The sequence below is a fragment of the Thiopseudomonas sp. SA1F2-1K genome, assembly GCF_057443035.1.
Window position 1 is genome coordinate 1,597,732 of record NZ_CM172014.1, and the last position, 26,382, is coordinate 1,624,113.

Annotated in this window: 24 protein-coding genes, 1 pseudogene and 1 riboswitch; of the genes and pseudogenes, 13 read left to right on the forward strand and 12 right to left on the reverse strand. The window is 49.8% G+C overall.

What is annotated here, in order from left to right:
• Position 1: 1 nt before the first annotated feature.
• The 7 genes from cobD (at position 2) to bluB (ending at position 6,801) form a co-directional block, all read left to right on the forward strand.
• Positions 2-1,021 (forward strand): threonine-phosphate decarboxylase CobD, encoded by a 1,020-nt coding sequence (gene cobD / locus AC2T15_RS07800; RefSeq protein WP_486777972.1) that lies wholly within the window; start codon positions 2-4, stop codon positions 1,019-1,021.
• Between the two features lie 28 nt (positions 1,022-1,049).
• A riboswitch (cobalamin riboswitch) is annotated at positions 1,050-1,193 on the forward strand.
• 130 nt (positions 1,194-1,323) lie between these two features.
• Entirely contained in the window at positions 1,324-2,250 is a 927-nt protein-coding gene (locus AC2T15_RS07805; protein WP_486777973.1) for a cobalamin-binding protein, read from the forward strand.
• Positions 2,251-2,253: 3 nt separating this feature from the next.
• On the forward strand, positions 2,254-3,213 hold the full coding sequence (locus AC2T15_RS07810) for a FecCD family ABC transporter permease (RefSeq protein WP_286596340.1): 960 nt from the start codon (positions 2,254-2,256) through the stop codon (positions 3,211-3,213).
• A complete protein-coding gene (locus AC2T15_RS07815; RefSeq protein ID WP_486777974.1) occupies positions 3,213-3,977 on the forward strand; it encodes an ABC transporter ATP-binding protein in 765 nt (254 codons plus the stop codon). Before AC2T15_RS07810 ends, AC2T15_RS07815 begins: the two co-directional genes overlap by 1 nt.
• A gap of 33 nt (positions 3,978-4,010) precedes the next feature.
• On the forward strand, positions 4,011-4,619 hold the full coding sequence (cobO, locus tag AC2T15_RS07820) for a cob(I)yrinic acid a,c-diamide adenosyltransferase (RefSeq protein ID WP_053099857.1): 609 nt from the start codon (positions 4,011-4,013) through the stop codon (positions 4,617-4,619).
• Entirely contained in the window at positions 4,620-6,095 is a 1,476-nt protein-coding gene (locus tag AC2T15_RS07825) for a cobyric acid synthase (protein WP_486777975.1), read from the forward strand.
• On the forward strand, positions 6,088-6,801 hold the full coding sequence (gene bluB, locus AC2T15_RS07830; protein ID WP_486777976.1) for a 5,6-dimethylbenzimidazole synthase: 714 nt from the start codon (positions 6,088-6,090) through the stop codon (positions 6,799-6,801). The genes AC2T15_RS07825 and bluB overlap by 8 nt, the downstream gene beginning before the upstream one ends.
• 56 nt (positions 6,802-6,857) lie before the next feature.
• Here bluB and AC2T15_RS07835 read toward each other — a convergent pair whose 3' ends face one another.
• The 4 genes and pseudogenes from AC2T15_RS07835 to AC2T15_RS07850 all read right to left on the reverse strand — a co-directional run bounded on the left by AC2T15_RS07835 (position 6,858) and on the right by AC2T15_RS07850 (position 9,615).
• Positions 6,858-7,544, reverse strand: coding sequence for a hypothetical protein (locus AC2T15_RS07835; RefSeq protein ID WP_486777977.1), 687 nt, complete (start codon positions 7,542-7,544; stop codon positions 6,858-6,860).
• Positions 7,545-7,677: 133 nt separating this feature from the next.
• A pseudogene (locus AC2T15_RS07840) lies at positions 7,678-7,854 on the reverse strand (YqaE/Pmp3 family membrane protein); the annotation flags it as partial.
• A 124-nt stretch (positions 7,855-7,978) separates the two neighbouring features.
• Positions 7,979-8,776 (reverse strand): PhzF family phenazine biosynthesis protein, encoded by a 798-nt coding sequence (locus AC2T15_RS07845; RefSeq protein ID WP_286596338.1) that lies wholly within the window; start codon positions 8,774-8,776, stop codon positions 7,979-7,981.
• Positions 8,777-8,862: 86 nt separating this feature from the next.
• Positions 8,863-9,615, reverse strand: coding sequence for an endonuclease/exonuclease/phosphatase family protein (locus AC2T15_RS07850; protein WP_053103625.1), 753 nt, complete (start codon positions 9,613-9,615; stop codon positions 8,863-8,865).
• A 315-nt stretch (positions 9,616-9,930) separates the two neighbouring features.
• Between AC2T15_RS07850 and metR the strand changes: the two genes are divergently transcribed.
• Positions 9,931-10,851: a transcriptional regulator MetR gene (metR, locus tag AC2T15_RS07855; RefSeq protein WP_486777978.1), complete on the forward strand. Its 921-nt coding sequence runs from the start codon at positions 9,931-9,933 to the stop codon at positions 10,849-10,851.
• Between the two features lie 74 nt (positions 10,852-10,925).
• Here metR and AC2T15_RS07860 read toward each other — a convergent pair whose 3' ends face one another.
• The 8 genes from AC2T15_RS07860 to AC2T15_RS07895 all read right to left on the reverse strand — a co-directional run bounded on the left by AC2T15_RS07860 (position 10,926) and on the right by AC2T15_RS07895 (position 19,590).
• Complete coding sequence (locus tag AC2T15_RS07860) at positions 10,926-11,930, reverse strand: branched-chain amino acid ABC transporter permease (RefSeq protein WP_486777979.1); 1,005 nt, start codon at positions 11,928-11,930, stop codon at positions 10,926-10,928.
• 1 nt (position 11,931) lies between these two features.
• On the reverse strand, positions 11,932-12,819 hold the full coding sequence (locus tag AC2T15_RS07865; RefSeq protein ID WP_053099864.1) for a branched-chain amino acid ABC transporter permease: 888 nt from the start codon (positions 12,817-12,819) through the stop codon (positions 11,932-11,934).
• Between the two features lie 87 nt (positions 12,820-12,906).
• Positions 12,907-14,118, reverse strand: coding sequence for an ABC transporter substrate-binding protein (locus AC2T15_RS07870; RefSeq protein ID WP_486777980.1), 1,212 nt, complete (start codon positions 14,116-14,118; stop codon positions 12,907-12,909).
• Positions 14,119-14,177: 59 nt separating this feature from the next.
• Positions 14,178-14,894, reverse strand: a complete 717-nt coding sequence (locus AC2T15_RS07875) for an ABC transporter ATP-binding protein (RefSeq protein WP_053099866.1) — start codon at positions 14,892-14,894, stop codon at positions 14,178-14,180.
• Positions 14,891-15,676 (reverse strand): ABC transporter ATP-binding protein, encoded by a 786-nt coding sequence (locus AC2T15_RS07880; protein ID WP_053099867.1) that lies wholly within the window; start codon positions 15,674-15,676, stop codon positions 14,891-14,893. Before AC2T15_RS07880 ends, AC2T15_RS07875 begins: the two co-directional genes overlap by 4 nt.
• A 238-nt stretch (positions 15,677-15,914) precedes the next feature.
• Entirely contained in the window at positions 15,915-17,162 is a 1,248-nt protein-coding gene (locus AC2T15_RS07885) for an OprD family porin (RefSeq protein ID WP_486777981.1), read from the reverse strand.
• A gap of 62 nt (positions 17,163-17,224) precedes the next feature.
• Positions 17,225-17,809, reverse strand: a complete 585-nt coding sequence (locus AC2T15_RS07890) for a peroxidase-related enzyme (RefSeq protein ID WP_053099868.1) — start codon at positions 17,807-17,809, stop codon at positions 17,225-17,227.
• Between the two features lie 101 nt (positions 17,810-17,910).
• Positions 17,911-19,590, reverse strand: a complete 1,680-nt coding sequence (locus tag AC2T15_RS07895; protein ID WP_286593828.1) for an AMP-binding protein — start codon at positions 19,588-19,590, stop codon at positions 17,911-17,913.
• 261 nt (positions 19,591-19,851) lie between these two features.
• On the opposite strand from AC2T15_RS07895, the gene AC2T15_RS07900 reads away from it, so the two are divergent.
• From AC2T15_RS07900 to AC2T15_RS07920, 5 genes are all read left to right on the forward strand, one after another.
• On the forward strand, positions 19,852-21,015 hold the full coding sequence (locus AC2T15_RS07900) for an isovaleryl-CoA dehydrogenase (RefSeq protein ID WP_053099871.1): 1,164 nt from the start codon (positions 19,852-19,854) through the stop codon (positions 21,013-21,015).
• A gap of 78 nt (positions 21,016-21,093) precedes the next feature.
• Positions 21,094-22,701 (forward strand): carboxyl transferase domain-containing protein, encoded by a 1,608-nt coding sequence (locus AC2T15_RS07905; RefSeq protein WP_486777982.1) that lies wholly within the window; start codon positions 21,094-21,096, stop codon positions 22,699-22,701.
• A 12-nt stretch (positions 22,702-22,713) separates the two neighbouring features.
• Entirely contained in the window at positions 22,714-23,508 is a 795-nt protein-coding gene (locus AC2T15_RS07910; protein WP_053099875.1) for a gamma-carboxygeranoyl-CoA hydratase, read from the forward strand.
• A complete protein-coding gene (locus tag AC2T15_RS07915; protein WP_486777983.1) occupies positions 23,508-25,463 on the forward strand; it encodes an acetyl/propionyl/methylcrotonyl-CoA carboxylase subunit alpha in 1,956 nt (651 codons plus the stop codon). Before AC2T15_RS07910 ends, AC2T15_RS07915 begins: the two co-directional genes overlap by 1 nt.
• Complete coding sequence (locus AC2T15_RS07920; protein ID WP_486777984.1) at positions 25,463-26,368, forward strand: hydroxymethylglutaryl-CoA lyase; 906 nt, start codon at positions 25,463-25,465, stop codon at positions 26,366-26,368. Before AC2T15_RS07915 ends, AC2T15_RS07920 begins: the two co-directional genes overlap by 1 nt.
• Positions 26,369-26,382 lie beyond the last annotated feature (14 nt).

A 26,382-nucleotide genomic window follows, 5' to 3' on the forward strand; every position in this document is an offset into this window, starting at 1 on the left:
GATGTTGCTCAAACACGGCGGCAGCCTCAATGCTGCAGCTACACGCTGGGGCATTGCCCGCGAACACTGGCTGGATCTTTCCACTGGAATTAATCCCCATGGTTGGCCAGTCCCTAAGATTCCTGGCGCAATCTGGCAGCGTTTACCTGAAGCCGATGATGGACTCGCAGCGCTGGTGCGCCAGCAGCTGCAGCTACCGCAAGCAGCAGGCTGTGAACTCTTAGCGGGTAGTCAGGCAGCCATCATGAATTTACCCCGCCTGCGGCCCCGCTGCCGAGTAGGCGTACCGCGCATCGGCTATCAAGAACATGCCTGGCAATGGCAACAAGCCGGCCACACAATTGTGTGGCTAGATAATGCGCTGTTTAGCGCAGAGGCGGCAGAGGAGACGACCTGGCTTGAGCAACTGGATGTCTTAATTTGGATTAATCCCAATAACCCAACCGGACAACGCGTACCCACCCAGCGTTTATTACACTGGTTACAATGCTTACAACAACGCAATGGCTGGCTGATTGTCGATGAGGCGTTTATCGATGCCACGCCCGAACACAGCCTATGCCCACAGGCTGATGCTACGGGACTGCTGATTTTACGCTCGCTAGGTAAATTTTATGGGCTTGCTGGCGTGCGCGCTGGTGCCATTGTCGGTGACCCAGCTATTTTAGCCGAACTGCCTTCACTGCTCGGCCCTTGGACGCTCAGCGGCCCCAGCCGTTATTTAATGGCGCGCGCCTTGTCTGATCAGCGCTGGCAACAGCAGATGCGCCAACTCCTTGCTAAAGACAGCCAGCGCTTACGGCAGTTACTGCAACAACATGGCCATTCCGTACTCGGGGGCTGCGCGCTATTTCAAACCATTCACTGCCCACAACCACAGCACTTAGCCGATGCCTTGGCTGCCCAAGGGGTTTTAGTGCGACAGTTTGGTCAGCAGCAGTTAGTCCGCTTTGGTCTGCCTGCAACTACCTCGGACTGGCAGCGCTTAGCCAAGGCGCTGGCCGACTACTCAGCAAATTAACGATTGACCCTCGCCAGTGCCCTTGTTAGCCTGCGCCAGGTTTTCAGGTGTTGCCTAAATTCGGTGTTGGGCAATGAAACTGGGAAGCTGGTGCAAATCCAGCACTGCCCCCGCAACGGTAACTAAGCCTCGCTTTAGTAGTCCGGAGACCGGCCTGTTAACACACCAAACGCTGCGGTGGGCAGTCGCGGTGGCACGCCTGCGTTTAGCAGCCAGTTTGCTACTGGCCAACCAGCCCCTGCCGCCCGTCTTAACCTGCGCAGTGATGCAGCTACCTTGCTGCCCCATACTGCGGAGTTCCTATGCGCTGGCTGTCTTTACTGTTTCGCTGTTGTTTGCTGAGTCTGTTTGGCTCAAATTCGCTGCTGGTGATCGCGGCTGAGCGTTGCGTAACCGACGATGCCCAGCAAACGCTGTGTTTAACTGCTCCTGCCCAACGCATAGCCACCCTCTCTCCGGGCGCCACCGAGTTAATGTTTGCTGCGGGTGCAGGCGACTCGGTAATTGCTGGCGTTAATCACAGCGACTATCCGCCAGCCGCACAAAAACTGCCGTTGGTTGGCAATCATACGCGGATTGATCTTGAAGCCTTGCTAGCCCTACAGCCTGATTTAATTATCACCTGGGTAAGCGGTAACCCGCCGGCGCAAATCAGTCGCCTGCAAGCTCTGGGCCTACCTATTTTTAGTATTGAGCCGCGTACCTTTGAAGGGGTGTCCAGCGCCATTGAACGCCTGTCGGTATTAGCTGGGACCGAACCCGCAGGTTTTGCTGAAGCCGAGCGCTTTCGCCAAGCCATGCAGCAACTAGCAGAGCAGTATCAAGCAGCTACGCCGGTTAGTGTGTTTTATCAAGTCTGGGAAACGCCCTTAATGACCATCAATAATCAGCACCTAATTGGCAAGGTATTAAAGCTCTGTGGCGGTGAGAATCTATTTGCCGATCAGCCGCGCCTAGTGCCACGCATTAGTCCAGAAGCAGTGCTGGAGAAAAACCCACAGGTGATTATTACCGGCGCCGTTGAGCAACTGCCGGCCAACCAACTGGATCATTGGCAGCGCTACCCTAAACTACGCGCGGTTGCTGAGCATAATCTGTTATATACCCCGGCCTCGCCAATTTCTCGCCCCACTCCCCGCTTGTTAGAGGCAGCCCGCGATATTTGTCAGCAATTAGATCAGGTGCGTAGCAAAACCCATGCTCCCACCCACTCAGCCAAGGGACACTAGCCGATGCTACGCACGCTTTTAGTACTGGGCTGCCTTGCCCTGCTTGCCCTCGGTTTAGCCCTCGCCATTGGCAGCGTGACTATTAATCCAGATGCGTTATGGCTAGCGTTACAAGGGCAAGGTAATCCACTGCATCAGACCTTGCTCTGGGAGTTACGTCTGCCTCGTGCCCTCGCGGCGTTTGCCACCGGAGGCTTATTGGCCGTGGCCGGGGCGTTAATGCAAATTTTACTGCGTAATCCCTTAGCCGATCCTTATGTACTGGGCTTATCTGGTGGCGCTGCGGTTGGTGCATTATTGGCTATGCTGGCTGGACTAGGCGCAGTCTTAATTTCAGGCCTGGCTTTTACTGGTGCGATGCTAGCGATGTTATTGGTGTTTGGCCTTGCCCAAGGTAGCGGCAGTTGGACCGCCTCGCGCTTGCTGCTGACCGGGGTGGTGGTGGCCGCCGGCTGGGGAGCAGTGATTACCCTGATCTTAGCCTTGACCCCCTCCTACAAATTACCCGGCATGCTGTATTGGTTAATGGGCGATGTCTCTTATGCGCGCTCCCCTTGGCCGGCCTTAGGCGTACTGGCAGTGGCCAGCCTGCTGATTTTACCGCTAGCACGCAATCTTAATGTGTTGGCACGCGGTCCCTTACAAGCCGCCGCCTTAGGCGTAGCCGTTCGCCCCTTGGAATGGAGTATTTATCTCATCGCCAGCCTACTCACCGCCACCGCCGTGACCACCGCTGGCAGCATTGGTTTTGTCGGACTGATCGTGCCGCATATGCTGCGTTTAGTGTTGGGCAATGACCAGCGCTTAATTTTACCAGCCAGCGCCCTTGCTGGCGGCAGCCTATTAGTCCTGGCCGATACCTTGGCGCGCACCGTGATTGCCCCCGAGCAATTACCGGTCGGCGTTATTACTGCCTTACTGGGCGTGCCGACTTTTTTGTATCTCTTGCACCGGAGTCGTTAATGAGTGCTTTAGCCTGCGTTGAGCTACAGCTAGATTTGCCACGCCCTGCTGGCACCGCCCTAGACCTAAACTTTGCTGCGGGTCAAAGCTGGGGCATTTTAGGTCCTAACGGCGTTGGCAAAACCACCTTGCTGCATACCTTAGCCGGTTTAAAGGCAACCCACAGCGGCCAGATTCTGCTGCAGCAGCAACCCCTTAAGCAGTTATCACGTAAGCAAATAGCACAGCAATTAGGTTTGGTGTTTCAAGAGCGCCAAGACAGCTTTCCCGCCACTGTCTTAGAAACTGCGCTGATGGGCCGGCACCCATGGCTGGCGCCTTGGCAACAAGAACAAGCACTTGATCTGCAACTGGCACAGCAGGCACTAGCTGCCCTAGACTGCCAACCATTAGCGCCTCGTTTGCTCAGCAGTTTATCTGGCGGTGAGCGGCAACGGGTCGCAATTGCTACACTAATGACGCAAAACCCTGCTATTTGGCTGCTCGATGAGCCAACGAATCACCTAGATTTACAGCATCAAGTGCAGGTGATGCGCTTATTAACCGCCCAAGCGCACTCCGGCAAAACGGTGATTATGTGTCTGCATGATCTTAACTTAGCCGCGCGCTGGTGCAGCCATGTGTTGTTACTGTATCCCGATGGCAGAGCCCGCTGGGGCGAGAGCCAGCAGCTGTTACAGGTCGACACCTTAACCGAACTCTATCAACAGCCTTTAACCTCAACCTTGGTAGAAGGCCATCACGTATTTATTCCGCTGGCCTAACTACCTGGCCTGCGTGACCCAAAGGAGCAGTCCATGTCTCGTAACAGCAACCCTGAACGCCATGCACAACGTATGGCGATTAAACAAAAAATTATGCAGCAACGGATTGCCCAAGCGCAAAAAGAACAAGGCATTCTCTTGGTCTTAACAGGGCCAGGCAAAGGCAAAAGTAGCTCGGGCTTTGGTATGGTCGCCAGAGCGCTGGGCCATGGCATGAAAGTAGGCATCGTACAATTTATTAAAGGGGCTTTTAGTACAGGCGAGCAGGCTTTTTTTAGTCAGTTAGCCAATGTCGATTACCATGTGATGGGCCAAGGCTATACCTGGGATACCCAAGATCGCGAACAAGATATGGCCGCCGCCAGCGCAGCTTGGGACGTGGTAGCCAAGATGCTGCAAGACCCAAGTTACGATTTACTACTGCTTGATGAGCTAAATATCGCCCTGAAATATCAGTATCTGGATCTTGATCGCGTGCTGGATGATCTGCAAGCGCGCCCAGCTATGCAGCATGTGATTGTTACCGGCCGTAATGCGCCACCCGAGCTGATCGAGTTAGCAGATACCGTGACCGATATGCGCGCCCTCAAGCATGCGTTTAAAGACCAAGGAATTAAGGCGCAAAAAGGGATTGAGCTGTAAATGACCACACTGATGGTGCAAGGCACCACCTCGGATGCGGGCAAAACTACAGTGGTCGCAGCCCTGTGCCGTTGGTTAGCTCGTCAAGGAATTTCGGTAGCGCCGTTTAAACCGCAAAATATGGCGCTCAATAGCGCCCCTACCTGTGATGGCGGTGAAATTGCGCGCTCGACAGCATTACAGGCGCTCGCCTGTGGGATCGAGCCGCACAGTGATATGAATCCAGTCTTGCTCAAGCCGCATACCGATTGTGGAGCTGAGGTGCTGATTCGCGGGCGACACTATGCCCAGCTAAATGCGGTGGATTATCACGCCTATAAAGCCCATGCCATGCAATCGGTGATGGTGGCTTGGCAGGCATTGAGTGAGCGCTATCAGGTGATTATTGCCGAAGGTGCTGGCAGTCCCGCCGAAATTAATTTACGCCACCATGATATTGCCAATATGGGCTTTGCCGAAGCCGCCGACTGCCCAGTATTATTGGTCGGCGATATTGATCGGGGCGGCGTATTGGCACAATTGGTTGGTACGTTAGCGCTACTTAGCCCCAGCGAACAAGCACGTACCCAAGGCTTACTGATTAACCGTTTTCGTGGTGATCTCGCTCTCTTACAGCCAGGCTTAGACTGGCTAAGCCAACATACCCATAAGCCGGTCATTGGCGTGCTGCCCTACTTAACCAATTTGTTATTGGATGCTGAAGACGGATTAGCCAGCAGCCAGCACTCTGCTAAGGCCACATTTAAGGTGCTGATTCCTTTAGTGCCACGCATGACCCAACACAATGAGTTCGATCCCCTGCGCTTACACCCAGCGCTGGATGTATGCTTTAGCCATCACCCAGCCGAAATACCTGCTGCGGATTTAATCATTGTGCCCGGCAGCCAAAACCCGATCGCTACCTTAGCTTGGCTTAAGCAACACAGTTGGCTAACGGCCATTCAGCGGCACCTGCGCTATGGCGGCAAGCTCTTGGCTTTAGGCAGCAGTTTTCCGCTCCTAGGCCAATCCCTTAGTTATGGCGCAGCAAGCCAACCACAGACCGAACCGGGCTTAGGCTTAGTCGCTTTGCATACGCAGCTTGCCCGTATCACCAGCCTAGAAAGCGTGCAGGGCAACCTCTGCTTACCCCAGCATGCAGGATTAGCCTGCAGCGGGTATCGCCTAATGCAAGGCAGTCTGCAGGGTAGCGCATTGGATACACCGCTGTTACAGCTGAATGGCCAAGCCGAGGGCGTCCTCAGTTTAGATCAGCAAGTAGCGGGCTGTGCAGTGCACGGTTTATTTGAACAGCCGCAGGTGGCAGAGGCTTTGTTAGACTGGGCCGGTTTAAGCCAACCGGGAGCCGCCGTGGATTATCAGCAACATCGTTTAAAGGAATTAGATCGCTTAGCCGATCTGATTGATCAGCACTTAGATACCCAGTGGTTGTATCAAGTCTTAAACCTTAACCCGCAAGGACTCCTGCATGTCTGAGGTTAATCGCCCCTTTACTGCCGAGCAATTAGCTGGGGTCTATCGCGCCATCTATGAGCGCCGTGATGTGCGCTCGCAGTTTTTAGCCGATCCAATTCCTCCTTCAGTTTTAGCGCGTTTACTTAAGGCGGCGCACCACGCACCTTCGGTTGGTTTTATGCAGCCGTGGGATTTTGTGGTAATTGAAAGCCCTGCCATTCGCCAGCAAGTCTTGGCTAGCTTTAATCAGGAAAATGCTAAAGCAGCCGCTAATTATCAAGGCGAGCGTCGACAACACTATCAAAGCTTAAAGCTGCAAGGGATTCTTGATAGCCCGATTAACCTGTGTATTACCTGTGATCGCAGCCGAGGCGGCCCCCATGTCTTAGGACGCAACTCGGTGATGGAGATGGATCTGTTTAGCAGTTGCTTAGCGGTGCAAAATCTGTGGCTAGCGGCCCGTGCCGAGGGCATTGGCGTGGGTTGGGTTAGTATTTTAGATCCACAGCAGCTGGCTACTATTTTACAACTGCCAGAATCGGTCTACCCTTTGGCTTATCTGTGTTTAGGCTATGTCAGTGAATTTCTCGATCAACCTGAACTTGCCAGTAAAGGCTGGCGCTCGCGCCTGCCTTTAACCCAGTTGGTGCATACAGATACTTGGGGAACGGCCGTTAGCAATCAGCAACTGCTAGAGCAGTTAATACTTAACCAGAGCGATGAGTAATTGCGCTGTACTATGGCAAATTAACTAGCCAGGTACGCTGGGGTCAAAGGCGAGTATTAATAGCCTTTGACCTTATCTAATATATTCAGCTCTTCAATATCCTTAATCTCGCTTAAGCGGATCAGCTGAGGGAAACTAAAGTTTGTCCAGGTATCCTTAAACACCGGCTCTAACTCTTCTTCATTTTGGTGAATGTTTTCTTTTTCCAGCATTTTTCTCGTGGAGAAATTAATGCTTATTTCAGAAAGCACGGTGGGTCCGCGCGTAGAGTAAACATCAAAGCCAATCAACTCAAAGTCGTTATTTTGATGGCGAAAATTATAGGTCCAATTGCCATAGCGCCCATGGCTATAGGTGGCATAGAGATTACCGCGCTTTATCGCTAGCTCTAAATCAGGTGCAAAATATACACCGCCATCTTCATTTTCCGATGCAAAGACTTCGGGATTAGTTAAGGCTAGCTCATAGCCTTGGGCTCGATTAAATACAATCACTAGTCCGCGTCGGTTACGATCTAAGGTGCCACGATACTCATGCTCAATCACCCGCCGCGGATCAGTGCCCTTTACCATAAATACGTAATCGGGCCGCCCATCTTTATTTAAATCCCCTGTCAGTTCTTCAACCACGACATAACCTTGGGGAATAAAGGCTTTAGGATCAGTCGCCAGCTGCGTCGCAGCCTGCACTCCCGTAGCCAGTGAGCAAGCAGCCAATGTTAAAGCTAATGCGAGTTTATGCATAACATCCTCTAAAAATTGTTACGACTGATAGTCCTTTTTATTGATTCGATAACGGTACTGCAGCTAGAGCTTATTGGGTTAATTAAGGGTCGCTATTGAGCCAGATCACCGCACTGATTTATCGCGAGACTATTTATCGCGAGCCTAAGGCTTTTTCAATTTTCTTATCTGTTTTGTATTGGCTTAAGGCATAAACCGACCAAATAGCGGCTGGAATCCAGCCAATTACCGTGATTTGCAGCAGTAAACAAATAATCCCTGCAAAGGGGCGGCCAATAGTGAAAAACTGTAACCAAGGTAAAAAGATGGCAAGTAATAAACGCCTAGTGCTGTCCTTTAAATGACTTAAGTAAGTGGCTAACTGATAACAGCTGAGCTGTTTGAAACACTAAAGTATTGCCCATCTGCTTGCAACTATCAGAAAGGTCTCATGCTTATAAGCTGATGGTTCCACTTAAATACTGCACCGCCCTACCAGAAATAATCACTCTATCCCCTATAACCGAACACTTAAGCACGCCGCCACGCGCTGAGGCTTGATAAGCCAGCAGTTCATTTTTGCCTAAGCGCTCAGCCCACAATGGCGCTAACCCAGTATGGATTGATCCCGTCACTGGGTCTTCATCCCCGCCATTAGCTGGCCAAAAGTATCTTGAGATAAAATCGTACTCTGCTGATTCAGAGCGGCAGGTAACTACTACATCCAGTGGTTTTAATTGCTTGAGCTGTGCATTGTCGCGCTCGACCGCTAACACCTCGGCCTCTGTGGGATAAATCACAAAATAAGCTTGTGAGTTGCAATAAACTTCTTTGGGTGCAATAGACAGCCCCGCGCTTAGTTGCTTAGGGATAACTTCTAATTTGCCAGGCTTGGTATTAGGAAAATTCATCTTAATGTCGCCTGCAGCCGTCTGTTCAACCAGTAACTCTCCCACTGCCTGAGCAGAAAAAGTGAGTGCACTTAACTCAGGTTGCTGCTTAAACAAAACAAAGGCGGAAGCTAAGGTGGCATGCCCACAAAAATCAATTTCGGTTAACGGTGAAAACCAACGAATCTGGTAACACCCCACCCCCGTTGGCACCACAAACGCTGTTTCTGAAAGGTTATTTTCTGCTGCAATGGATTGCATTAAATCATCAGCCAGCCACTGCTCGGTAATAATCACCGCCGCTGGATTGCCTGAAAATACTGCATCGGTAAACGCATCGACTATAGTGATGGCTAGTTGCATATCAATTGACCTGAATGTCTATGCCAAAATTAAGCGCCAGTCTGAAGCCGCTAAACGGCATAAAACCAATCGCTAAAAGTGGTTTGTTAGCTGTTAATAATTAATGTCAACGGCACATGGTCACTTATGGAAATCCATTCTTCATGAAAACCGACCTGTAAATTACAGCTTTCTGAAAAGTCAGATGAAGTAAAAATATAATCAATATGGTGAGCTTTCTCTCGGTTTCGATACAAGAAAAATGTTGGGTTTGTCTCTTCGCCCTGCTCTTCATTAAAGACACGATGATACTGACTTTCAAAACCAATCTCGCTTAGCTCATTGACTACATCAGAATGATTCCACCACCGATCTGGCTTATCCCAACGCGTACTGCTATTAAAGTCGCCAAGAATAATAGTTTTATTATGGCTAAGTTCTTGGCGATGAATTTGAAGATATTTCCAGAGTTGCCCTATATACCCAAATACTTCGTCATTTCGCCCTTTCATCCAGACAGCAAGCACCGTGAAATCTCTATTGATACTGAAAGGGAGAAACAATCGGAGTTCTTCAGTACGCCAGCTCAGTGCTTTACTTTTGCTGAACAATTTAGGGATAGAAAAACTGCCGCTCCAATCTAATCTTTCAACCCTATGACCATTTCTAGGAAAAATGCCAATACCACGATTTTTTGATTCTCCTACCCACAGATATGAACCAGCCCAGTCTCTATATTCAGGAGTCGATAACGCAGGATCTTCACATTCCTGAACCACCAAAACATCTGCTTGTAAGCTATCTGCATTTGTAAGCTTCCGTCTGAGAGCTCCATTACAGTTCCAAGTAACTATTTTCATATATATAAATATCTTGTAAATACCCCATTTATAACACAGCAATCTCGTAGAGAGCTTATGCCGCATTTAAATACTCTAACGGCGTCATGTCATTGAGTGAATCGTGCGGTCGTTCAGCGTTATATACCTCAGGTCGTATCACAGTCTATTTTTAAATTCTATACGCATGGATATACACCAAAAATTTACGCAGCCACGCAAACTTCTTTTATCCCCAAAATAAAGCTATTTTTGTTTCTTAGCGCATAATGAGGCAATCTAAACTCATTTCTTACCTTCATCAGTTTTCCTCATCTTGTTACCTAAGGGATGCTCATGCTCGAAATCCGTCATTTAAAAACGCTTCAAGCCTTAAAAGAAGCTGGCAGTTTGGTCGAGGCGGCTGAGCGTTTGCACCTCACCCAGTCGGCCCTTTCCCACCAATTTAAAGAATTAGAAGAACGCCTAGAAACCAGCTTATTTGTCCGTAAAACCAAACCGGTGCGCTTTACCAGTGCTGGTCTTCGTTTGCTTAAACTAGCCAACGAAGTATTGCCCTTAATGCGCGCGGCCGAGCGCGATCTGGCGCGTTTAATTGGTGGTACCGCGGGGCGCTTGCATATGGCGATTGAATGCCATAGCTGCTTTCAGTGGTTAATGCCTACTATTGACCAGTTTCGTAATGCTTGGCCTGAAGTCGAGTTAGATTTAGCCTCGGGCTTTTCTTTTGCTCCCCTGCCTGCTTTAGCTCGCGGTGATCTGGATTTAGTGGTCACCTCAGACCCCATGGATATTAGCGGCTTAAGTTATATTCCGTTATTTACCTACGAGCCGTTATTAGCCGTGGCTAACCAACACCCACTGGCGCAAAAAAGTTTTATTGAACCAAATGATTTAGCCGACCAAACCCTAATTACCTATCCGGTTGATAGGGATCGCTTAGATATATTTACCCAGTTTTTAGATAAAGCCGACATTGAGCCCCTAGCGATACGCACTTCAGAACTTACGGTAATGATGATGCAACTTGTCGCCAGTGGCCGTGGCGTGTGTTGCCTGCCTAATTGGGCGCTGCATGAGTACAGCAGCAAAGGCTATGTAAAAGCGATTAAACTTGGAGCCAAAGGCTTAACCTCTACCCTGTATGCGGCCATTCGTAGCGATATGCTAGACACCCCTTTTATGCAGGATTTTTTACTCACCGCCAAAGACACCTCCTTTACCACTTTAGCGGGCGTTTGTGCAGCTAAGGATTAGCACGTAAAAAAAGAACCAGGGCAGCTTAGTTCACACACCGCGCTGCCCCAGTTCAAGGCTCAAGGACACCAAAGTTACTTAAAGTTTTTACGGATCAGCTTACTCATCCAGCCCACTAAGCCCGCTCTGAACATCAGGACACAGACCACAAAGATCACCCCAAGAATCACGTGCACCCAATCACCTAAAGGCCCGCTACTTAGATAGGTTTGTAAGGTCACTACAATACTGGCGCCCACAAATGGCCCCAACACCGTGCCCACACCGCCTAGCAAGGTCATCAAAATCACCTCACCGGACATATGCCAGTGCGCATCCGTTAACGACGCCAACTGGAACACCACGGTTTTAGTTGCCCCAGCTAAACCCGTTAGGGCCGCCGATAACACAAACGCCAGCAATTTATGGGCATCCACGTTATAGCCCAACGACACTGCCCGCGGCTCATTCTCACGAATGGCTTTTAACACCTGGCCATAGGGCGAATGAATGGTGCGCTGAATCAACAAGAAGCCGCCAATAAACACCGCCAGCACAAAATAGTACATATTCAGATTGTTCTTCAGATCAATCAGCCCAAACAACTGACCACGCGGAACCCCCTGCAGCCCGTTCTCACCGCCGGTGAAGTTAGCTTGCATATACATAAAGAACACCAGCTGCGCCAAGGCTAAGGTGATCATGGCAAAGTAAATACCTTGCCGACGAATCGCCAACACGCCAAAGATCAAGCCCAGTCCAGCCGAGGCCGCAGTACCGGCTAAAATCCCCAGCTCGGTACTTAAGCCCGAGTACTCAGTCAAGACAAATCCGGTGATATAACCGCCAGTGGCTAAAAACGCAGCATGGCCAAAAGACAATAAACCGGCATAGCCCAACAGCAAGTTAAAGGCACAAGCAAACAGTGCAAAGCACAATAACTTCATTAAAAACACCGGATAAATGCCAAAGGGAGCAATCAACGCCAGCAGCACAAAGGCGGCAAAAAACAGTTTATTACGCCGACTAGCAGCACGCTGACGCTCGCGCTCGACACGAATCCGTTGCTGCTGTGCAGGCTGATTTAATACTTCAGACATACTATGCCTCCTTACCAAATAAGCCGGCTGGACGTATCAAGAGCACCAGCACCATCACTAAGAACACCACGGTATTGGCTGCTTCCGGATAAAACACCTTAGTTAAGCCTTCAATTAAGCCCATACCTAAACCGGTGATAATTGCGCCCATAATCGAGCCCATACCACCAATCACCACCACTGCAAACACCACAATCAGTAAGTTAGCGCCCATGCCAGGTGCCACAGGATAAATCGGTGCTGCTAATACCCCAGCAAAAGCTGCCAAAGCCGCACCATAGCCGTAGGTTAAGGTGATTAATAACGGCACGTTAATACCAAAGGCTTGCATCAGTTTGGGGTTTTCCGTACCTGCCCGCAGATAAGAGCCTAAGCGCGTTCGCTCGATCATGTACCAGGTCACTAAACACACCGCGATTGCCGCTACAATCACCCAAGCACGGTATTTAGGTAAGAACATAAAACCTAAATTAAAGCCGCCTTTTAGTGCATCTGGCATCGGATAAGAACTGCCCGAAACACCAAATAATTTAACGAATAAGCCTTCAATAATCAGCGCCAGACCAAAGGTCAGTAATAGCCCATACAGATGGTCTTCGCCGGCAATTTTGCGCAGCAAGCCTCGCTCAATCGCCATGCCAATTAGCCCAACCATTAATGGGGCTAAAAACAGCGCCAGCCAGTAGTTCACACCGAGGTACTTTAAACTTAATAAGCTGGCAAAAGCGCCCAGCATATAGAGTGCGCCATGGGCAAAGTTAATAATTCGCAATAAGCCAAAAATAATGGCCAAGCCCAAACTCAACAGTGCATAAAAAGCACCATTAATTAACCCCAACAGCAGTTGCCCAAGCAATACACTGAGGGGAATGCCAAATATCATGGTCATGCTTTCACCCAATCCTTAAGGTCGCTGCCTAACTGACAGCGACCCAGTTGCGCCTTGATCAATCAAAAAAGTTGAATTACCGCTCGATTACTGTTTAACCAATTTGCACTGACTATCGGCTAACGGACGATAGGCTTGATCGCCAGGAATGGTGCGCAGGATTTTATACAAATCCCACTCCGACTTAGACTCCGACGGCTTTTTCACCTGCGCTAAGTACATGTCGTGCACCATGCGTCCGTCTTCACGTAACTGACCGTTTTTAGCAAACATATCGTTGATTGGGGTTTCAATCATTTTGGCCCGTACGGTTTGCGTATCATCGGATCCGGTGGCTTTCACCGCATTTAAATAATGCAAAGTGGACGAGTACATTCCGGCGTGGGTCATACTGGGCATACGGCCAACTCGGTCGTAATAGCGTTTAGCCCAAGCGCGGGTTTCATCGTTCATATCCCAATACCAACCCGTGGTCAGCATGAGATCTTGGGTCACTTCTAAGCCCATGGAATGCACATCATTTAAAAACACCACCATTCCCGCTAGCTTTTGCCCCGCTTGGGTTAAACCAAACTGACTGGCGGTTTGCAGGGCATTAACTAAGTCGGCGCCAGCGTTAGCTAAGGCCACTACCTCAGCACCTGAGCCTTGGGCTTGCAAGATATACGACGAGAAATCGTTACTCGGGAATGGATGACGTACTTTACCCACCACGGTGCCGCCCTCAGATTCAACTACCTTAGTGATATCTTGTTCAAGGGAATGGCCAAACGCGTAGTCAGCGGCTAACAAAAACCAGCTCTTGCCGCCTTCTTCAAGGACTGCGTGGGCGGTGCCGTTAGACAATGCATAGGTGTCATAAACCCAGTGAATATGGTTTGGTGAGCAGTACTCGTTGGTCAAGGATGAGGAAGCCGAGGCAGAAATCAGTGCCAACTTATCTTCTTGCTCAACGACTTTGTTGACCGCCATCACCACCGAGGTAGCCGCTAAGCCGGTAATTACATCGACATTTTTTTCATCAATCCACTGGCGTACCGTATTGGCACCCACATCGGGCTTGTTGAGGTCATCGGCGTTAAAGATCACAATTTTTTTGCCATCCACTTGACCGCCAAAGTCTTCAATTGCCATTTTTACCGCTTCTAAGCCACCCGGGCCTGATAGATCGCGGTAGGTACCCGACATATCGGCTAGGTAACCAATACGGATCTCGTTATCGCTAATGGCTGCCTGGGCAGTGGTGGACAATAAACCGGCGGCAACAATACCGCTAATTGCTTTTGCTAAACCTTTCATAGAACACCTTCGTCTTTTATTGTTGTTGTCGCATTCAGTGATAATGATTTGGATCGGGCTTAAACCCCTAAGCTTTGACTTAAAAACTCCTGTTTACTGGGCAGCTCGGCTGCACTGATTTCATCGATAATTTTGCCGTGCTCCATTAAGTAATGGCGATCTGCCAAGGGGGCTGCAAATCTAAAGTTTTGCTCAACCAGCACAATGGTTAAGCCTTTTTCTTTTAATTTAACCAATACCTCCCCTAGTTTTTGCACAATAACTGGCGCTAAGCCCTCGGTAATTTCATCCAGTAACAGTAAATTGGCGCCGGTGCGCAAAATGCGCGCCATAGCTAACATTTGCTGCTCCCCTCCCGACAGACGCGTCCCCTGACTAAAGCGCCGCTCGTAGAGGTTCGGAAACATTTCATAGAGTTCATCCAACCCCATACCACCACTGCGTACCGTTGGCGGTAACAATAAGTTCTCTTCAACATTCAAACTGGCAAAAATCCCCCGCTCTTCAGGACAAAAGCCAACGCCCAGTCGAGGAATTAAGTGGGCAGCAATGCCCATGGTTTCAGTGCCGTTAATCATGATCGAGCCACTGCGCTTACCGACCATATTCATAATTGCCCGTAAGGTGGTGCTGCGCCCTGCGCCATTGCGCCCTAAAAGAGTGACCAACTCACCCCGGCGCACCACCATATTCACCCCATGCAAAATATGCGATTGACCGTAATAGGCATGCAGGTCTTCAATTTGTAATTGCTCACGGCGTGCAGGATGGCTCATGGGCTAACCTCCGAATTGTTTTCAGTGCCCGTGGTATCACTGCCTAGATAGGCCTCACGTACTTCTGGATTGGCTGAAACGGTGGCGTAGTCGCCTTCGGCAAGGACCGAGCCACGTGCCAACACTGTAATCTGATCACACAAACGGCTAACCACACTCAAGTTATGCTCAACCATTAATACGGTGCGCCCTACTGCGGCGCGGCGTACTAAATCTACCACCATGTCCACGTCCTCATGGCCCATGCCTTGAGTTGGCTCATCGAGTAATAGCATCACCGGATCTAATGCCATGGTGGTGGCCAGCTCTAAAGCACGCTTGCGGCCATAAGACAATTCATTGGTCACGGTATCGGCAAAGCCACCTAGATCCACTTCCTCAAGTAACTCCATGGCGCGATCATTAAGGCGATTTAGGCTGTGCTCTGACTTCCAGAAATGAAACGAATTACCCACCTTGCTCTGTAAGGCAACGCGCACATTCTCCAGCACCGTCATCTCACCAAACACCGCAGAAATCTGAAACGAGCGGACCAAGCCTAATTTAGCAATCTGATTCGCTTTCATGCCGGTAATGGCGCGGCCTTGGTAAATGATCTCACCACGGGTCGGCGGCAAAAAATGGGTCAATAGGTTAAAAAATGTGGTCTTACCCGCCCCATTGGGGCCAATCAGTGCGTGGATGTGGCCCTGCTGAATACTGAGATCCACATTATTCACCGCGGTAAAGCCCCGAAACTCTTTAGTTAAGCCTCGGGTTTGTAAAATAATGTCTGATGACATGTGCAGCCCTCTAACCCTGATTATTGTTGTTGGTTATTAGCTTTAGGTCCTCGACCTTTACGTTAACGATAACAAGCGTTTTTAACGTTTTACAAGCACCTTAAGCACAAAGTCTTAGCCTGCATTGTTTAGCCTTTTGCAAACGGCAAAAAGCCCACGAATGTGCGTGTAATTATTTGATTTATAAGTATTAAACCTAGTGCGAGCGAGCCCGCACTAGGCTGTTAGCGCGCTTGTATTACCACAAATTAACGGTGTAATTAACAATTACGCGGTTTTCATCAATATTGGTGGTATGGCTACCGCGATACATCACGTTGCGCACCAACAGACTGACATCTTTTAATGGGCCGCTTTGAATGGTGTAGCCCAGATCAATATCGCGCTCCCACTCTTTCGCGTTGTTATTACCAATTTTGAAGTTATCGCCCCGTACATAACGCGCCATAAGGTTTAACCCAGGAATACCGACCTCAGCAAAGTTAAAGTCGTAACGGACTTGCCATGAGTCTTCTTTAGCGCGTAAAAAGTGGTGATAGGTTAAGGTGTTCATGGTCCATGGATCAGTACCGCCACCGATAAAGGGCGTTCCGGTTTTACCGCTGGCGTCTTGGTAACCTAAACCAAACCAATGGCCTTTATAACCTAAGGAGAACATACCGCTAGCTAGACGGTTATCAACATCGGTCTTACCTTGATCAGTGCTCTTAAAGTAACGCAAATCTGTTTTAAACTTCAGATCACTGGTTAAGTCGGTCAGGTACTGCACGTTGACATGATGCTGACGATAATTATCTTTTAACTGAGCAAAGAAATAAGTCCCAGTTAAGCCAGGTACAAACTGATAGCTGGCTCCAGCATAATTAAAGCGATTGGACTCTACCCCACCCTTAGAGCCATCAGCAAACATCGTCATATCTTGGTTATTAGTAGAGTCGCGTAGATTGGTTTTGCGAAACTGTCCGGCGGTCAAGGTGAGGTTTTCAACCTCTTTAGAAACTAACTGCGCCCCTTGAAAGGTTTGCGGTAACAAACGGGTATCGTTACGAAAAGCGATCGGCAGCAAAGGCTCGTGGGTGCCGACAGTCAGCACTGTATCAGAGAGTTTGGCTTTTGCCGTTACCCCAAAGATGCCATGGCTATCGGCCGACTTACCGCTGTGACGGCTACGCACTAACGCTCCCGTGCCTCCCGTACCACCGCCTGAATCCAGTTTAATTCCCACTAAACCCAAAGCATCTAGCCCAAAACCAACTGTTCCCTCGGTAAAGCCCGACTGCAAACGAAATATAAAGCCTTGGCCCCAATCTTCAGCTTTTGACTGTCCATCTCCTTGCCGAAAGTCACGATTCATATAAAAGTTACGCAGCTGCACTGAGGCCTTACTGTCCTCAACCAAGGCCGCTTGCGCCAGCATCGGCATCGCCATTACCGCGGCTAAGGTGCTGAGTAAAAATACTGGTTTTTTATTCTTTACTGCTTGCATAAATAGAGTCTCTCTTGTTGTTATTAACGACTACTTTTTTATTCACTAGTCAATGCGCTAGTTTAGGTCTTGCGTGGCATCCTACCCATTAGATAGAACTCAGGATTAGGTGGCGTACCAGCCATGGACACCAACCGGTTAGACAGCCCAAAAAATGACGCTATTGCACCAATATCCCAAATATCGTCCATACTAAAGTTTTGCTCCTGTAGACTGACCAACCAGTCATCCGTGAGTACACCACACTCAATGGCTAAATGGTAGGCAAAATCCAACATCAGCCGTTGTCTTTTAGTAATAGGTGCAGTGCGAAAATTAATCGCCACTTGATCAGCAATCAGTGGGTCTTTGGCATAAATTCTTAGTAAGGCACCATGGGCTACAACGCAATATAAGCACTCATGCTGTGCGCTCATGGCAACCACAATCATTTCACGCTCAGCCAAACTTAACGTCTCTGACTGACGCTCCATCAAAGCATCGTGGTACGCAAAAAACGCTCGAAACTCAGCGGGACGATGGGCCAACATTAAGAACACATTAGGAATAAATCCGGCTTTTTCTTGCACCGCCAAAATGCGCTGCTGCAAGTCATCGGGAAGCTCGGCGAGGGTTTCGGGAACAGGGAAACGGCTAATTACACTCATCAAATCACCCTTTTATTTTTATTGTGCAGGGTTGGAAAGTTAAGGAGGCGTTAACGCCTCCTTAGATTATGGCGTCTTGGTTAACGTCTTAAGTGATTCGCTTAAGGCGCTTCGATGCCGAGTTCTTCCATGCTAATTTCACGCATTCTGAACTTTTGGATCTTACCGCTGATAGTCATGGGGAACTCATCAACAAACTTGATGTAGCGTGGCACCTTAAAGTGCGCAATTTTACCTTTGCAGTACTCTTTTAATTCATCTTCAGTCACCGTATCACCTGGGTGCAACTGGACCCAAGCCACAATTTCTTCTCCGAACTTTTTGCACGGTACGCCAACCACTTGCACATCGGCCACACACTCATGGGTATATAAAAACTCTTCAATTTCGCGCGGGTAAATGTTTTCACCACCACGAATAATCATGTCTTTATTACGCCCAACGATTTTCACATAGCCTTCATCATCCATAATGGCTAAGTCACCGGTGTGCATCCAACGCGCTTCATCAATCGCTTCTTTAGTCGCATCGGGGTTATTCCAATAACCCAACATGACGCTATAGCCGCGAGTGCATAACTCACCAATTTCGCCACGGGGTACAATTTGCCCCTCTTCGTTAACGATTTTGGTTTCAAGGTTAGGCTGAGTGCGACCTACAGTCGTAGTACGGCGCTCTAGATCATCGTCTTTCGCCGTTTGGGTGGATACGGGACTGGTTTCTGTCATACCGTAAGCGATCTGCACTTCTTTCATGTTCATTTCTGAAATCACGCGCTTCATCACTTCAATCGGACAAATGGAACCGGCCATAATCCCCGTACGCAAACTGGTGAGATCAAGGCTTGGACGCTCTTCACTGTCGAGCATGGCGATAAACATGGTCGGCACGCCATATAAAACCGTAGCTTTTTCTTCTGCCACGGTACGCAGCGTAGTCACTGGATCAAATGCAGCACTTGGATAAATAATAGTACTGCCATGGGTCAGCGCCCCTAGGTTGCCCATTACCATTCCAAAGCAGTGATAGAGCGGAACTGGAATCACCATCCGGTCATGTTCAGTCAGACCTAAGCTTTCACCCACCATATACCCATTATTTAAAATATTGTAATGGCTGAGGGTCGCGCCTTTCGGGAATCCAGTAGTGCCTGAGGTGTACTGAATATTAATTGGCTCATCAAACTGTAGCTTGCTGCTGACTTCTGCTAGCTGCTCATCAGTCACCGTACGCGCGCTAGATAACACAGTTTGCCAGGCAATCATGCCAGGGGCGGGATGATCACTTAAACTAATCACACCACGTAGCTGTGGTAAACGCGGACTTTCTAGCTTGCCCGGCGCGGCTGGCGCTAACTCTGGCAATAGATCGCTAATCATTGCGTGGTAGTCCGATGACTTAAAGGACGCCGCACTGATTAACCAAGCACAGCCCGACTGCTTCAAGGCATATTCCAGCTCATTGGTGCGATAGGCTGGGTTGATGTTGACTAAAATAGCTCCGACTTTAGCCGTAGCAAACTGGGTAACTAACCATTGCACGCAGTTAGGCGACCAGATACCAACCCGATCACCCGGTTTAATATTTAACGCAAGTAAGGCACGGGCTGACTTATTAACTAGCTCCGACAGTTCAGTCCAGGTCATGCGCAGATCTTGCTCACGTGCGACTATGGCTTCACGCTCCGGGAATCTTGCTACCGTTTGGTCGAAGGCTTCACCAATGGTCATTGCTAGTAATGGTTTGTCCTGCGGTCCGCAGGTATAGCTCGGAAGACTCATGAAAGAATCCCTCTGTTTTATGTTTGTTATTGAGGTTGCTCTCTTAGTATTAGCTGCGCTTTAAAGTGTTGACAGCTAATCCAAGGTTGGTTTACGTTAACGTAAAGGTCATATCCATGGCAACAACATACAACGCAACCGAAGACGATGTAAACACCTACAAAGCCCTTCTAAGACGTTGATATAACACACACAAAAATTTTTAAACTAGGCACTACGCCTCTAACAACAACTACAAAATCAGCTCAAGGGTACTTACACATGACATATACCAGCCTAAATTTTGCTCTTGGTGAAACCGCCGACATGCTGCGCGATCAGGTGCGCGGTTTTGTACAAACTGAAGTAGCGCCACGCGCTGAAGCCATTGATCAAGAAAACCTATTTCCAGCCGATATGTGGCGCAAATTTGGTGATATGGGGCTGCTAGGTATTACCGTACCTGAGCAATACGGCGGCGCTGAGATGGGCTACTTAGAGCACGTCATCGCGATTGAAGAAATCAGCCGTGGCTCAGCCTCAGTGGGTTTATCCTACGGAGCGCACTCGAACCTTTGCGTTAACCAAATTAACCGTAATGGTACCCACGAGCAAAAGCTCAAGTATTTACCCAAACTGATCTCCGGTGAGCACGTTGGTGCTTTGGCAATGAGTGAGCCAAATGCCGGCTCTGACGTGGTATCTATGCGTTTACGCGCTGAACGTAAAGGTGATCACTTCGTATTAAACGGTAGCAAAACCTGGATCACCAACGGCCCAGATGCTAATACCTATGTGATCTACGCCAAAACCGAACTCGACAAAGGCCCACACGGTATTACCGCGTTCATTGTTGAGCGTGACTGGAAAGGCTTTAGCCGTGGCAATAAGTTCGACAAACTCGGCATGCGTGGCTCCAACACCTGTGAGCTGTTCTTTGATGACGTTGAAGTGCCGGTTGAAAACGTACTGGGCGAAATCAATGGCGGCGTCAAAGTTCTAATGAGCGGCCTCGATTATGAGCGCGTAGTACTGGCTGGCGGCCCTATCGGCATTATGCAAGCCTGTATGGATGTGGTGGTGCCTTATATCCACGACCGTAAGCAATTTGGTCAAAGCATCGGTGAGTTCCAGTTTATCCAGGGCAAAATTGCCGATATGTACTCGCAAATGAATGCTAGCCGCGCGTACTTATATGCGGTGGCGAAAGCCTGTGACCGTGGTGAAACTACCCGTAAAGACGCAGCTGGGGTGATTCTGTATACCGCTGAAACAGCCACCAAGATGGCTCTCGAAGCGATTCAAATTCTCGGCGGTAACGGTTACATCAACGAATTCCCAACAGGTCGCCTATTACGTGACGCCAAACTCTATGAAATTGGCGCTGGCACCAGCGAAATTCGTCGCATGTTAATCGGTCGCGAGTTATTCCGCGAAACCAAATAATACGTCTCTAACTACGCCCCTTAGCCGCCTCTGCTGCGGCTAAGGGTAGCTACAACAATAACAGTAGAGGACCAGCCAATGGCCACCCTGCACACTAAAATTAATACCCGCTCTCCTGAATTTGCTGCCAATGCACAAGCGATGCAAGAGCAAGTCGATGATCTTCGCGCCTTGTTAAACACCGTCAGTCAAGGTGGTGGTCAAGCCGCTCAACAACGCCATGAGTCCCGCGGCAAACTATTAGTGCGCGATCGAATCAATGCCCTACTCGATCCAGGCTCGGCTTTTTTAGAGGTTTCGCCCCTCGCTGCTTACGAAGTCTATGAGGATAATATTGCTGCCGCTGGCGTAGTGGCCGGTATTGGTCGCGTAGAAGGCGTTGAGTGCATGATTATTGCCAACGATGCCACGGTAAAAGGCGGTACTTATTATCCGCTAACCGTTAAAAAACATATTCGCGCGCAAACCATTGCTCAGCAAAACCGTCTGCCATGCATTTACTTAGTGGACTCAGGCGGCGCTAACCTGCCCAACCAAGACGAAGTGTTCCCAGACCGCGAGCACTTTGGTCGAATTTTCTTTAACCAAGCCAATATGAGCGCCCAAGGTATTCCACAGATTGCCGTGGTGATGGGCTCTTGTACCGCAGGTGGTGCCTATGTTCCGGCCATGGCCGATGAAACCATTATGGTGCGCAACCAAGCGACTATTTTCTTAGCTGGCCCGCCATTAGTAAAAGCTGCAACCGGTGAAGTAGTAACTGCTGAAGAATTGGGCGGCGCTGATACTCACTGCCGTATTTCAGGCGTGGCAGACCACTATGCTGAAGATGATCACCATGCCTTAGCCTTGGCGCGGCGCTGTATTTCTAATCTTAACTGGAAAAAACTCGGTGAGATTCAAACCCGCGCCGTCCAAGCGCCGCTGTATGATGCCCAAGAGCTGTATGGCGTAATTCCAGCAGATGCTAAACAGCCCTTTGATGTGCGCGAAATCATTGCTCGCCTAGTTGATGGCAGCGAGTTCGACGAGTTTAAAACCTTATTTGGCACCACCTTGGTCTGTGGCTTTGCTCACTTACATGGTTATCCGGTAGCGATTCTTGCCAACAACGGCATCTTATTCGCTGAAGCGGCACAAAAAGGTGCACACTTTATTGAGTTAGCCTGTCAGCGCGGTATCCCCCTGATCTTCTTACAAAACATCACTGGCTTTATGGTCGGTAAAAAATACGAAGAAGGCGGAATTGCTAAACACGGCGCTAAATTAGTCACTGCGGTTGCTTGCGCACAAGTACCTAAGTTCACCGTATTAGTGGGTGGCAGCTTTGGTGCCGGTAACTATGGTATGTGTGGTCGCGCCTACGACCCACGCTTTTTATGGATGTGGCCCAATGCACGCATTGGCGTAATGGGTGGCGAGCAAGCCGCTGGGGTATTGGCTCAGGTTAAGCGCGAGCAAACCGAGCGTGCCGGCGGTACGTTATCGGCTGAAGAAGAAGCAGCCATTAAACAACCGATTTTAGAGCAGTATGAGCGTCAAGGTCACCCTTACTACTCTAGCGCCCGCTTATGGGATGACGGTGTGATTGATCCCGCACAAACCCGTGAAGTGTTAGGCCTAGCCTTATCCGCCACCCTCAATGCACCGATTGAGCCGACCAAGTTCGGCGTCTTCCGCATGTAAGGAGCAGCAGTCATGGCTTATCAAGAAATACAATTAGAACGCGGTGAGCATGGGATTGCGACCCTATGGCTAAATCGTCCAGAAAAAAATAATGCTTTCAACGCCGGAGTCATCAGTGAACTGATTGCTGCACTGGCTGAAATCAAGCAAGACCCAAGCATTCGCTTAGTGGTGTTGCGTGGCCGTGGTAAGCACTTCTCCGCAGGCGCGGATTTAGGCTGGATGAAAGCCTCCGCCCAACTGGACTATGAGGCTAACCTTGCTGACTCCCACGAACTCGGCGAGCTGATGCATCAGCTCTATCACCTACCCCAGCCAACCTTGGCAGTGGTGCAAGGCGCTGCCTTTGGTGGCGCGGTTGGCTTAATTGCCTGCTGTGATATGGCAATTGGCGCCGAGGATGCAGTGATTTGCCTCTCGGAAGTACGCATTGGTCTAGCGCCGGCAGTGATTAGCCCCTTTGTGGTAAAAGCCCTCGGCCAGCGCGCCGCGCGCCGCTATGCCCTGACCGCTGAACGCTTTAGTGGCAGCCAAGCCGCAAAACTTGGTTTGCTAGCAGAAAGCTACCCAGCCGCTGAGCTAGAGCAAGCGCTTAATCACTGGCTCGATAATCTACGCCAAAATAGCCCCCAGGCGATGGTCGCCACCAAACAGCTCTTGATCGAAGTTGCTGAAGGCAAAATTGATGCCGAAACCCGCGCTAAAACCGAACAAACCATTGCAGCTTTACGCGTCAGCCCTGAAGGGCAAGAAGGCTTAAATTCCTTCTTTGATAAACGCTCACCTTCTTGGCAGGAGACACGCTAATGAACCGTCACATTGATACTTTATTAATTGCCAACCGCGGTGAGATTGCTTGCCGCATCATGAAAACCGCTAATGCCCAAGGCTTAAAAACTGTGGCGGTTCACAGTGAAATTGACCGTGATGCCCGTCATGCGCGCATGGCTGATATTCGCTACAACCTAGGCGGCGCTAAACCTGCCGATAGCTACTTATTAATAGACAAAATCATTGAAGCGGCAAAAGCCACTGGTGCCCAAGCGATTCACCCAGGCTATGGCTTCTTAGCTGAGAACAGCGACTTTGCCCAAGCGATTGAAGATGCTGGCCTGATTTTTCTTGGCCCACCTGCCAGCGCGATTATCGCCATGGGCAGCAAATCTGCAGCTAAAAGCCTTATGGAAGAAGCCGGCGTGCCTTTGGTTCCAGGCTTCCATGGTGATGAGCAAGACTACGAAACCTTCCGCGCGGCTTCTGAGCGTATCGGCTACCCAGTGCTATTAAAAGCAACCGCTGGTGGTGGCGGTAAAGGCATGAAGGTGGTTAAGAAAGAATCTGAGCTCAAAGAAGCACTAGAATCCGCTCAACGTGAAGCTAAATCAGCTTTTGGCGATCCCAAAATGCTGGTCGAGAAATATGTGCTCAAGCCACGCCACGTAGAAATTCAAATTTTTGCTGATATGCACGGCAACTGCGTGTACCTCAATGAGCGTGACTGCTCGATTCAACGCCGCCACCAAAAAGTGGTAGAAGAAGCGCCAGCTCCAGGCTTAACCCCAGAACTACGCCAAGCTATGGGTGAGGCGGCAGTCAAAGCAGCACAAGCCATTGGTTACGTGGGTGCCGGTACCGTTGAGTTCCTATTGGATGCCCGTGGTGAATTCTTCTTTATGGAGATGAACACCCGCCTCCAGGTTGAGCACCCGATTACCGAACTGATCACTGGGCAAGATTTAGTTGCTTGGCAGATTCGTATCGCCCGTGGTGAAGCTCTCCCGCTGACCCAAGCGCAAATTCCATTAAATGGTCATGCCATTGAAGTGCGTCTCTATGCTGAAGATCCAGACAATGATTTCTTACCTGCAACCGGTACCTTAAATCTCTACCGTGAGCCGGCCGCTGGTGAAGGTCGCCGTGTGGATAGTGGTATCGAAGAAGGCGACAGCATTTCACCCTTCTATGACCCAATGATTGGCAAGCTGATTGCTTGGGGTGAAAACCGTGAAGAAGCACGGCAACGTTTACTGTCGATGCTGGCTGAAACCCGTATTTCTGGAGTGCGCACTAACCTTGCGTTCCTCAGTCGTATTCTGGCGCACCCAGCGTTTGCCGCAGCTGAGCTGGATACCGACTTTATTCCACGTCACGAACAAGACTTATTTGTTACCCCAAGCGAGCTACCAAGCGAGTTCTGGCAGTTAGCGGGTAAAGCTTGGGCACTCACGCAAGCAGATCGCGTACGTCACGATGACCCTACCTCGCCTTGGGCAACTGCTTCGGGCTGGCGCAGCGCGCAACCTCAGCGTTATGTACTTAACCTGCAAACGGGTGAACAACAGCAAAAGGTCGTGGTCACTGATGCCGAGCTAGCCAATGCCTCCATCGCTGGCGATCAGCTGGTGCTTGAGCAAGCAGGTATTCGCCAGCGTTTTCCAGCACTACGCGTTAACCACACGCTCTATTTAGAGTGGCGTGGTGAACTGCACGCCATCACTGAAGTCGACTTTATTGCCCAAGCAGCTGCTGGCTCTCAGCAACAAGGTGGCCTCACGGCACCGATGAACGGCAGTATTGTGCGGGTCTTAGTTGAGCCGGGCCAAGCGGTAGAAGAAGGTGCCACCTTAGTGGTACTCGAAGCCATGAAGATGGAGCACAGTATTCGTGCCCCGCATGCTGGCACGGTACAAAATATCTTCTGTGCCGAAGGCGATATGGTCACCGATGGCATGGTACTCGTCGAGTTAGACGGAGGTGAGTAATGAGTTTCCCCTCGCATGTTCGTTTAGTTGAAGTTGGCCCACGGGATGGCCTACAAAACGAGAAGCAACCGATTAGCGTCGCCGATAAGGTGGCGCTCATTGATGCCCTAAGTGACAGTGGCTTAGCCTATATTGAAGCGGGCAGCTTTGTGTCACCCAAATGGGTGCCACAAATGGCCGGTAGCGCCGATGTGTTTGCACAAATCCAAAGCACCGACCGCGTAACCTATGCGGCCCTCACGCCTAATATGCAAGGGTTTGAGGCCGCAATGGCGGCAGGCGTGCGCGAAGTAGCGGTGTTTGCCGCGGCTTCCGAGTCATTTTCGCAAAAGAATATTAACTGCTCTATCAGTGACAGCCTCAAACGCTTTGAGCCGGTAATGGAAGCCGCTAAGCAACATGGCGTTCGGGTCCGCGGCTATGTTTCTTGTGTGCTCGGCTGCCCCTATGAGGGAGAGATTGACCCAAACGAAGTGGTCTCGGTAGCCAATGCACTGTATCAAATGGGCTGCTATGAAATTTCTTTAGGTGACACCATTGGCGTAGGCACGCCCCATAAAGCAGCGGCGCTGTTTAATGCGGTGGCTAAAGATATTCCGCGCTCAGCATTAGCCGGTCATTTCCATGACACCTATGGCCAAGCGCTGGCCAATATTTATGCCAGCTTGTACGAAGGCATTGCCGTATTTGATAGCTCAGTGGCTGGCTTAGGCGGCTGCCCATACGCCAAAGGTGCAAGCGGCAACGTGGCCACTGAAGATGTACTCTATATGCTCAATGGCTTAGGTATTAATACCGGTGTGGAGCTAGATAAAGTTATCGCCGCCGGCTTACAAATTAGTCAGGTGTTAGGTCGTGAAACCGGTTCGCGGGTCGCACGGGCTTGGCAACCAAAGGCACAATAATTCTTGAGGTCACA

Bases quoted from the DNA above. Each gene is read 5' to 3' on its own strand.
- AC2T15_RS07890 (WP_053099868.1), bottom strand. From the start codon at position 17,809: ATGAGTGTAATTAGCCGTTTCCCTGTTCCCGAAACCCTCGCCGAGCTT.
- AC2T15_RS07920 (WP_486777984.1), top strand. From the start codon at position 25,463: ATGAGTTTCCCCTCGCATGTTCGTTTAGTTGAAGTTGGCCCACGGGAT.
- AC2T15_RS07815 (WP_486777974.1), top strand. From the start codon at position 3,213: ATGAGTGCTTTAGCCTGCGTTGAGCTACAGCTAGATTTGCCACGCCCT.
- AC2T15_RS07850 (WP_053103625.1), bottom strand. From the start codon at position 9,615: ATGAAAATAGTTACTTGGAACTGTAATGGAGCTCTCAGACGGAAGCTT.
- AC2T15_RS07875 (WP_053099866.1), bottom strand. From the start codon at position 14,894: ATGAGCCATCCTGCACGCCGTGAGCAATTACAAATTGAAGACCTGCAT.
- AC2T15_RS07860 (WP_486777979.1), bottom strand. From the start codon at position 11,930: ATGTCTGAAGTATTAAATCAGCCTGCACAGCAGCAACGGATTCGTGTC.
- cobO (WP_053099857.1), top strand. From the start codon at position 4,011: ATGTCTCGTAACAGCAACCCTGAACGCCATGCACAACGTATGGCGATT.
- AC2T15_RS07895 (WP_286593828.1), bottom strand. From the start codon at position 19,590: ATGAGTCTTCCGAGCTATACCTGCGGACCGCAGGACAAACCATTACTA.
- AC2T15_RS07905 (WP_486777982.1), top strand. From the start codon at position 21,094: ATGGCCACCCTGCACACTAAAATTAATACCCGCTCTCCTGAATTTGCT.
- AC2T15_RS07805 (WP_486777973.1), top strand. From the start codon at position 1,324: ATGCGCTGGCTGTCTTTACTGTTTCGCTGTTGTTTGCTGAGTCTGTTT.
- AC2T15_RS07810 (WP_286596340.1), top strand. From the start codon at position 2,254: ATGCTACGCACGCTTTTAGTACTGGGCTGCCTTGCCCTGCTTGCCCTC.
- AC2T15_RS07835 (WP_486777977.1), bottom strand. From the start codon at position 7,544: ATGCATAAACTCGCATTAGCTTTAACATTGGCTGCTTGCTCACTGGCT.
- metR (WP_486777978.1), top strand. From the start codon at position 9,931: ATGCTCGAAATCCGTCATTTAAAAACGCTTCAAGCCTTAAAAGAAGCT.
- AC2T15_RS07825 (WP_486777975.1), top strand. From the start codon at position 4,620: ATGACCACACTGATGGTGCAAGGCACCACCTCGGATGCGGGCAAAACT.
- AC2T15_RS07865 (WP_053099864.1), bottom strand. From the start codon at position 12,819: ATGACCATGATATTTGGCATTCCCCTCAGTGTATTGCTTGGGCAACTG.
- AC2T15_RS07915 (WP_486777983.1), top strand. From the start codon at position 23,508: ATGAACCGTCACATTGATACTTTATTAATTGCCAACCGCGGTGAGATT.
- bluB (WP_486777976.1), top strand. From the start codon at position 6,088: ATGTCTGAGGTTAATCGCCCCTTTACTGCCGAGCAATTAGCTGGGGTC.
- cobD (WP_486777972.1), top strand. From the start codon at position 2: ATGTTGCTCAAACACGGCGGCAGCCTCAATGCTGCAGCTACACGCTGG.
- AC2T15_RS07910 (WP_053099875.1), top strand. From the start codon at position 22,714: ATGGCTTATCAAGAAATACAATTAGAACGCGGTGAGCATGGGATTGCG.
- AC2T15_RS07845 (WP_286596338.1), bottom strand. From the start codon at position 8,776: ATGCAACTAGCCATCACTATAGTCGATGCGTTTACCGATGCAGTATTT.
- AC2T15_RS07880 (WP_053099867.1), bottom strand. From the start codon at position 15,676: ATGTCATCAGACATTATTTTACAAACCCGAGGCTTAACTAAAGAGTTT.
- AC2T15_RS07885 (WP_486777981.1), bottom strand. From the start codon at position 17,162: ATGCAAGCAGTAAAGAATAAAAAACCAGTATTTTTACTCAGCACCTTA.
- AC2T15_RS07900 (WP_053099871.1), top strand. From the start codon at position 19,852: ATGACATATACCAGCCTAAATTTTGCTCTTGGTGAAACCGCCGACATG.
- AC2T15_RS07870 (WP_486777980.1), bottom strand. From the start codon at position 14,118: ATGAAAGGTTTAGCAAAAGCAATTAGCGGTATTGTTGCCGCCGGTTTA.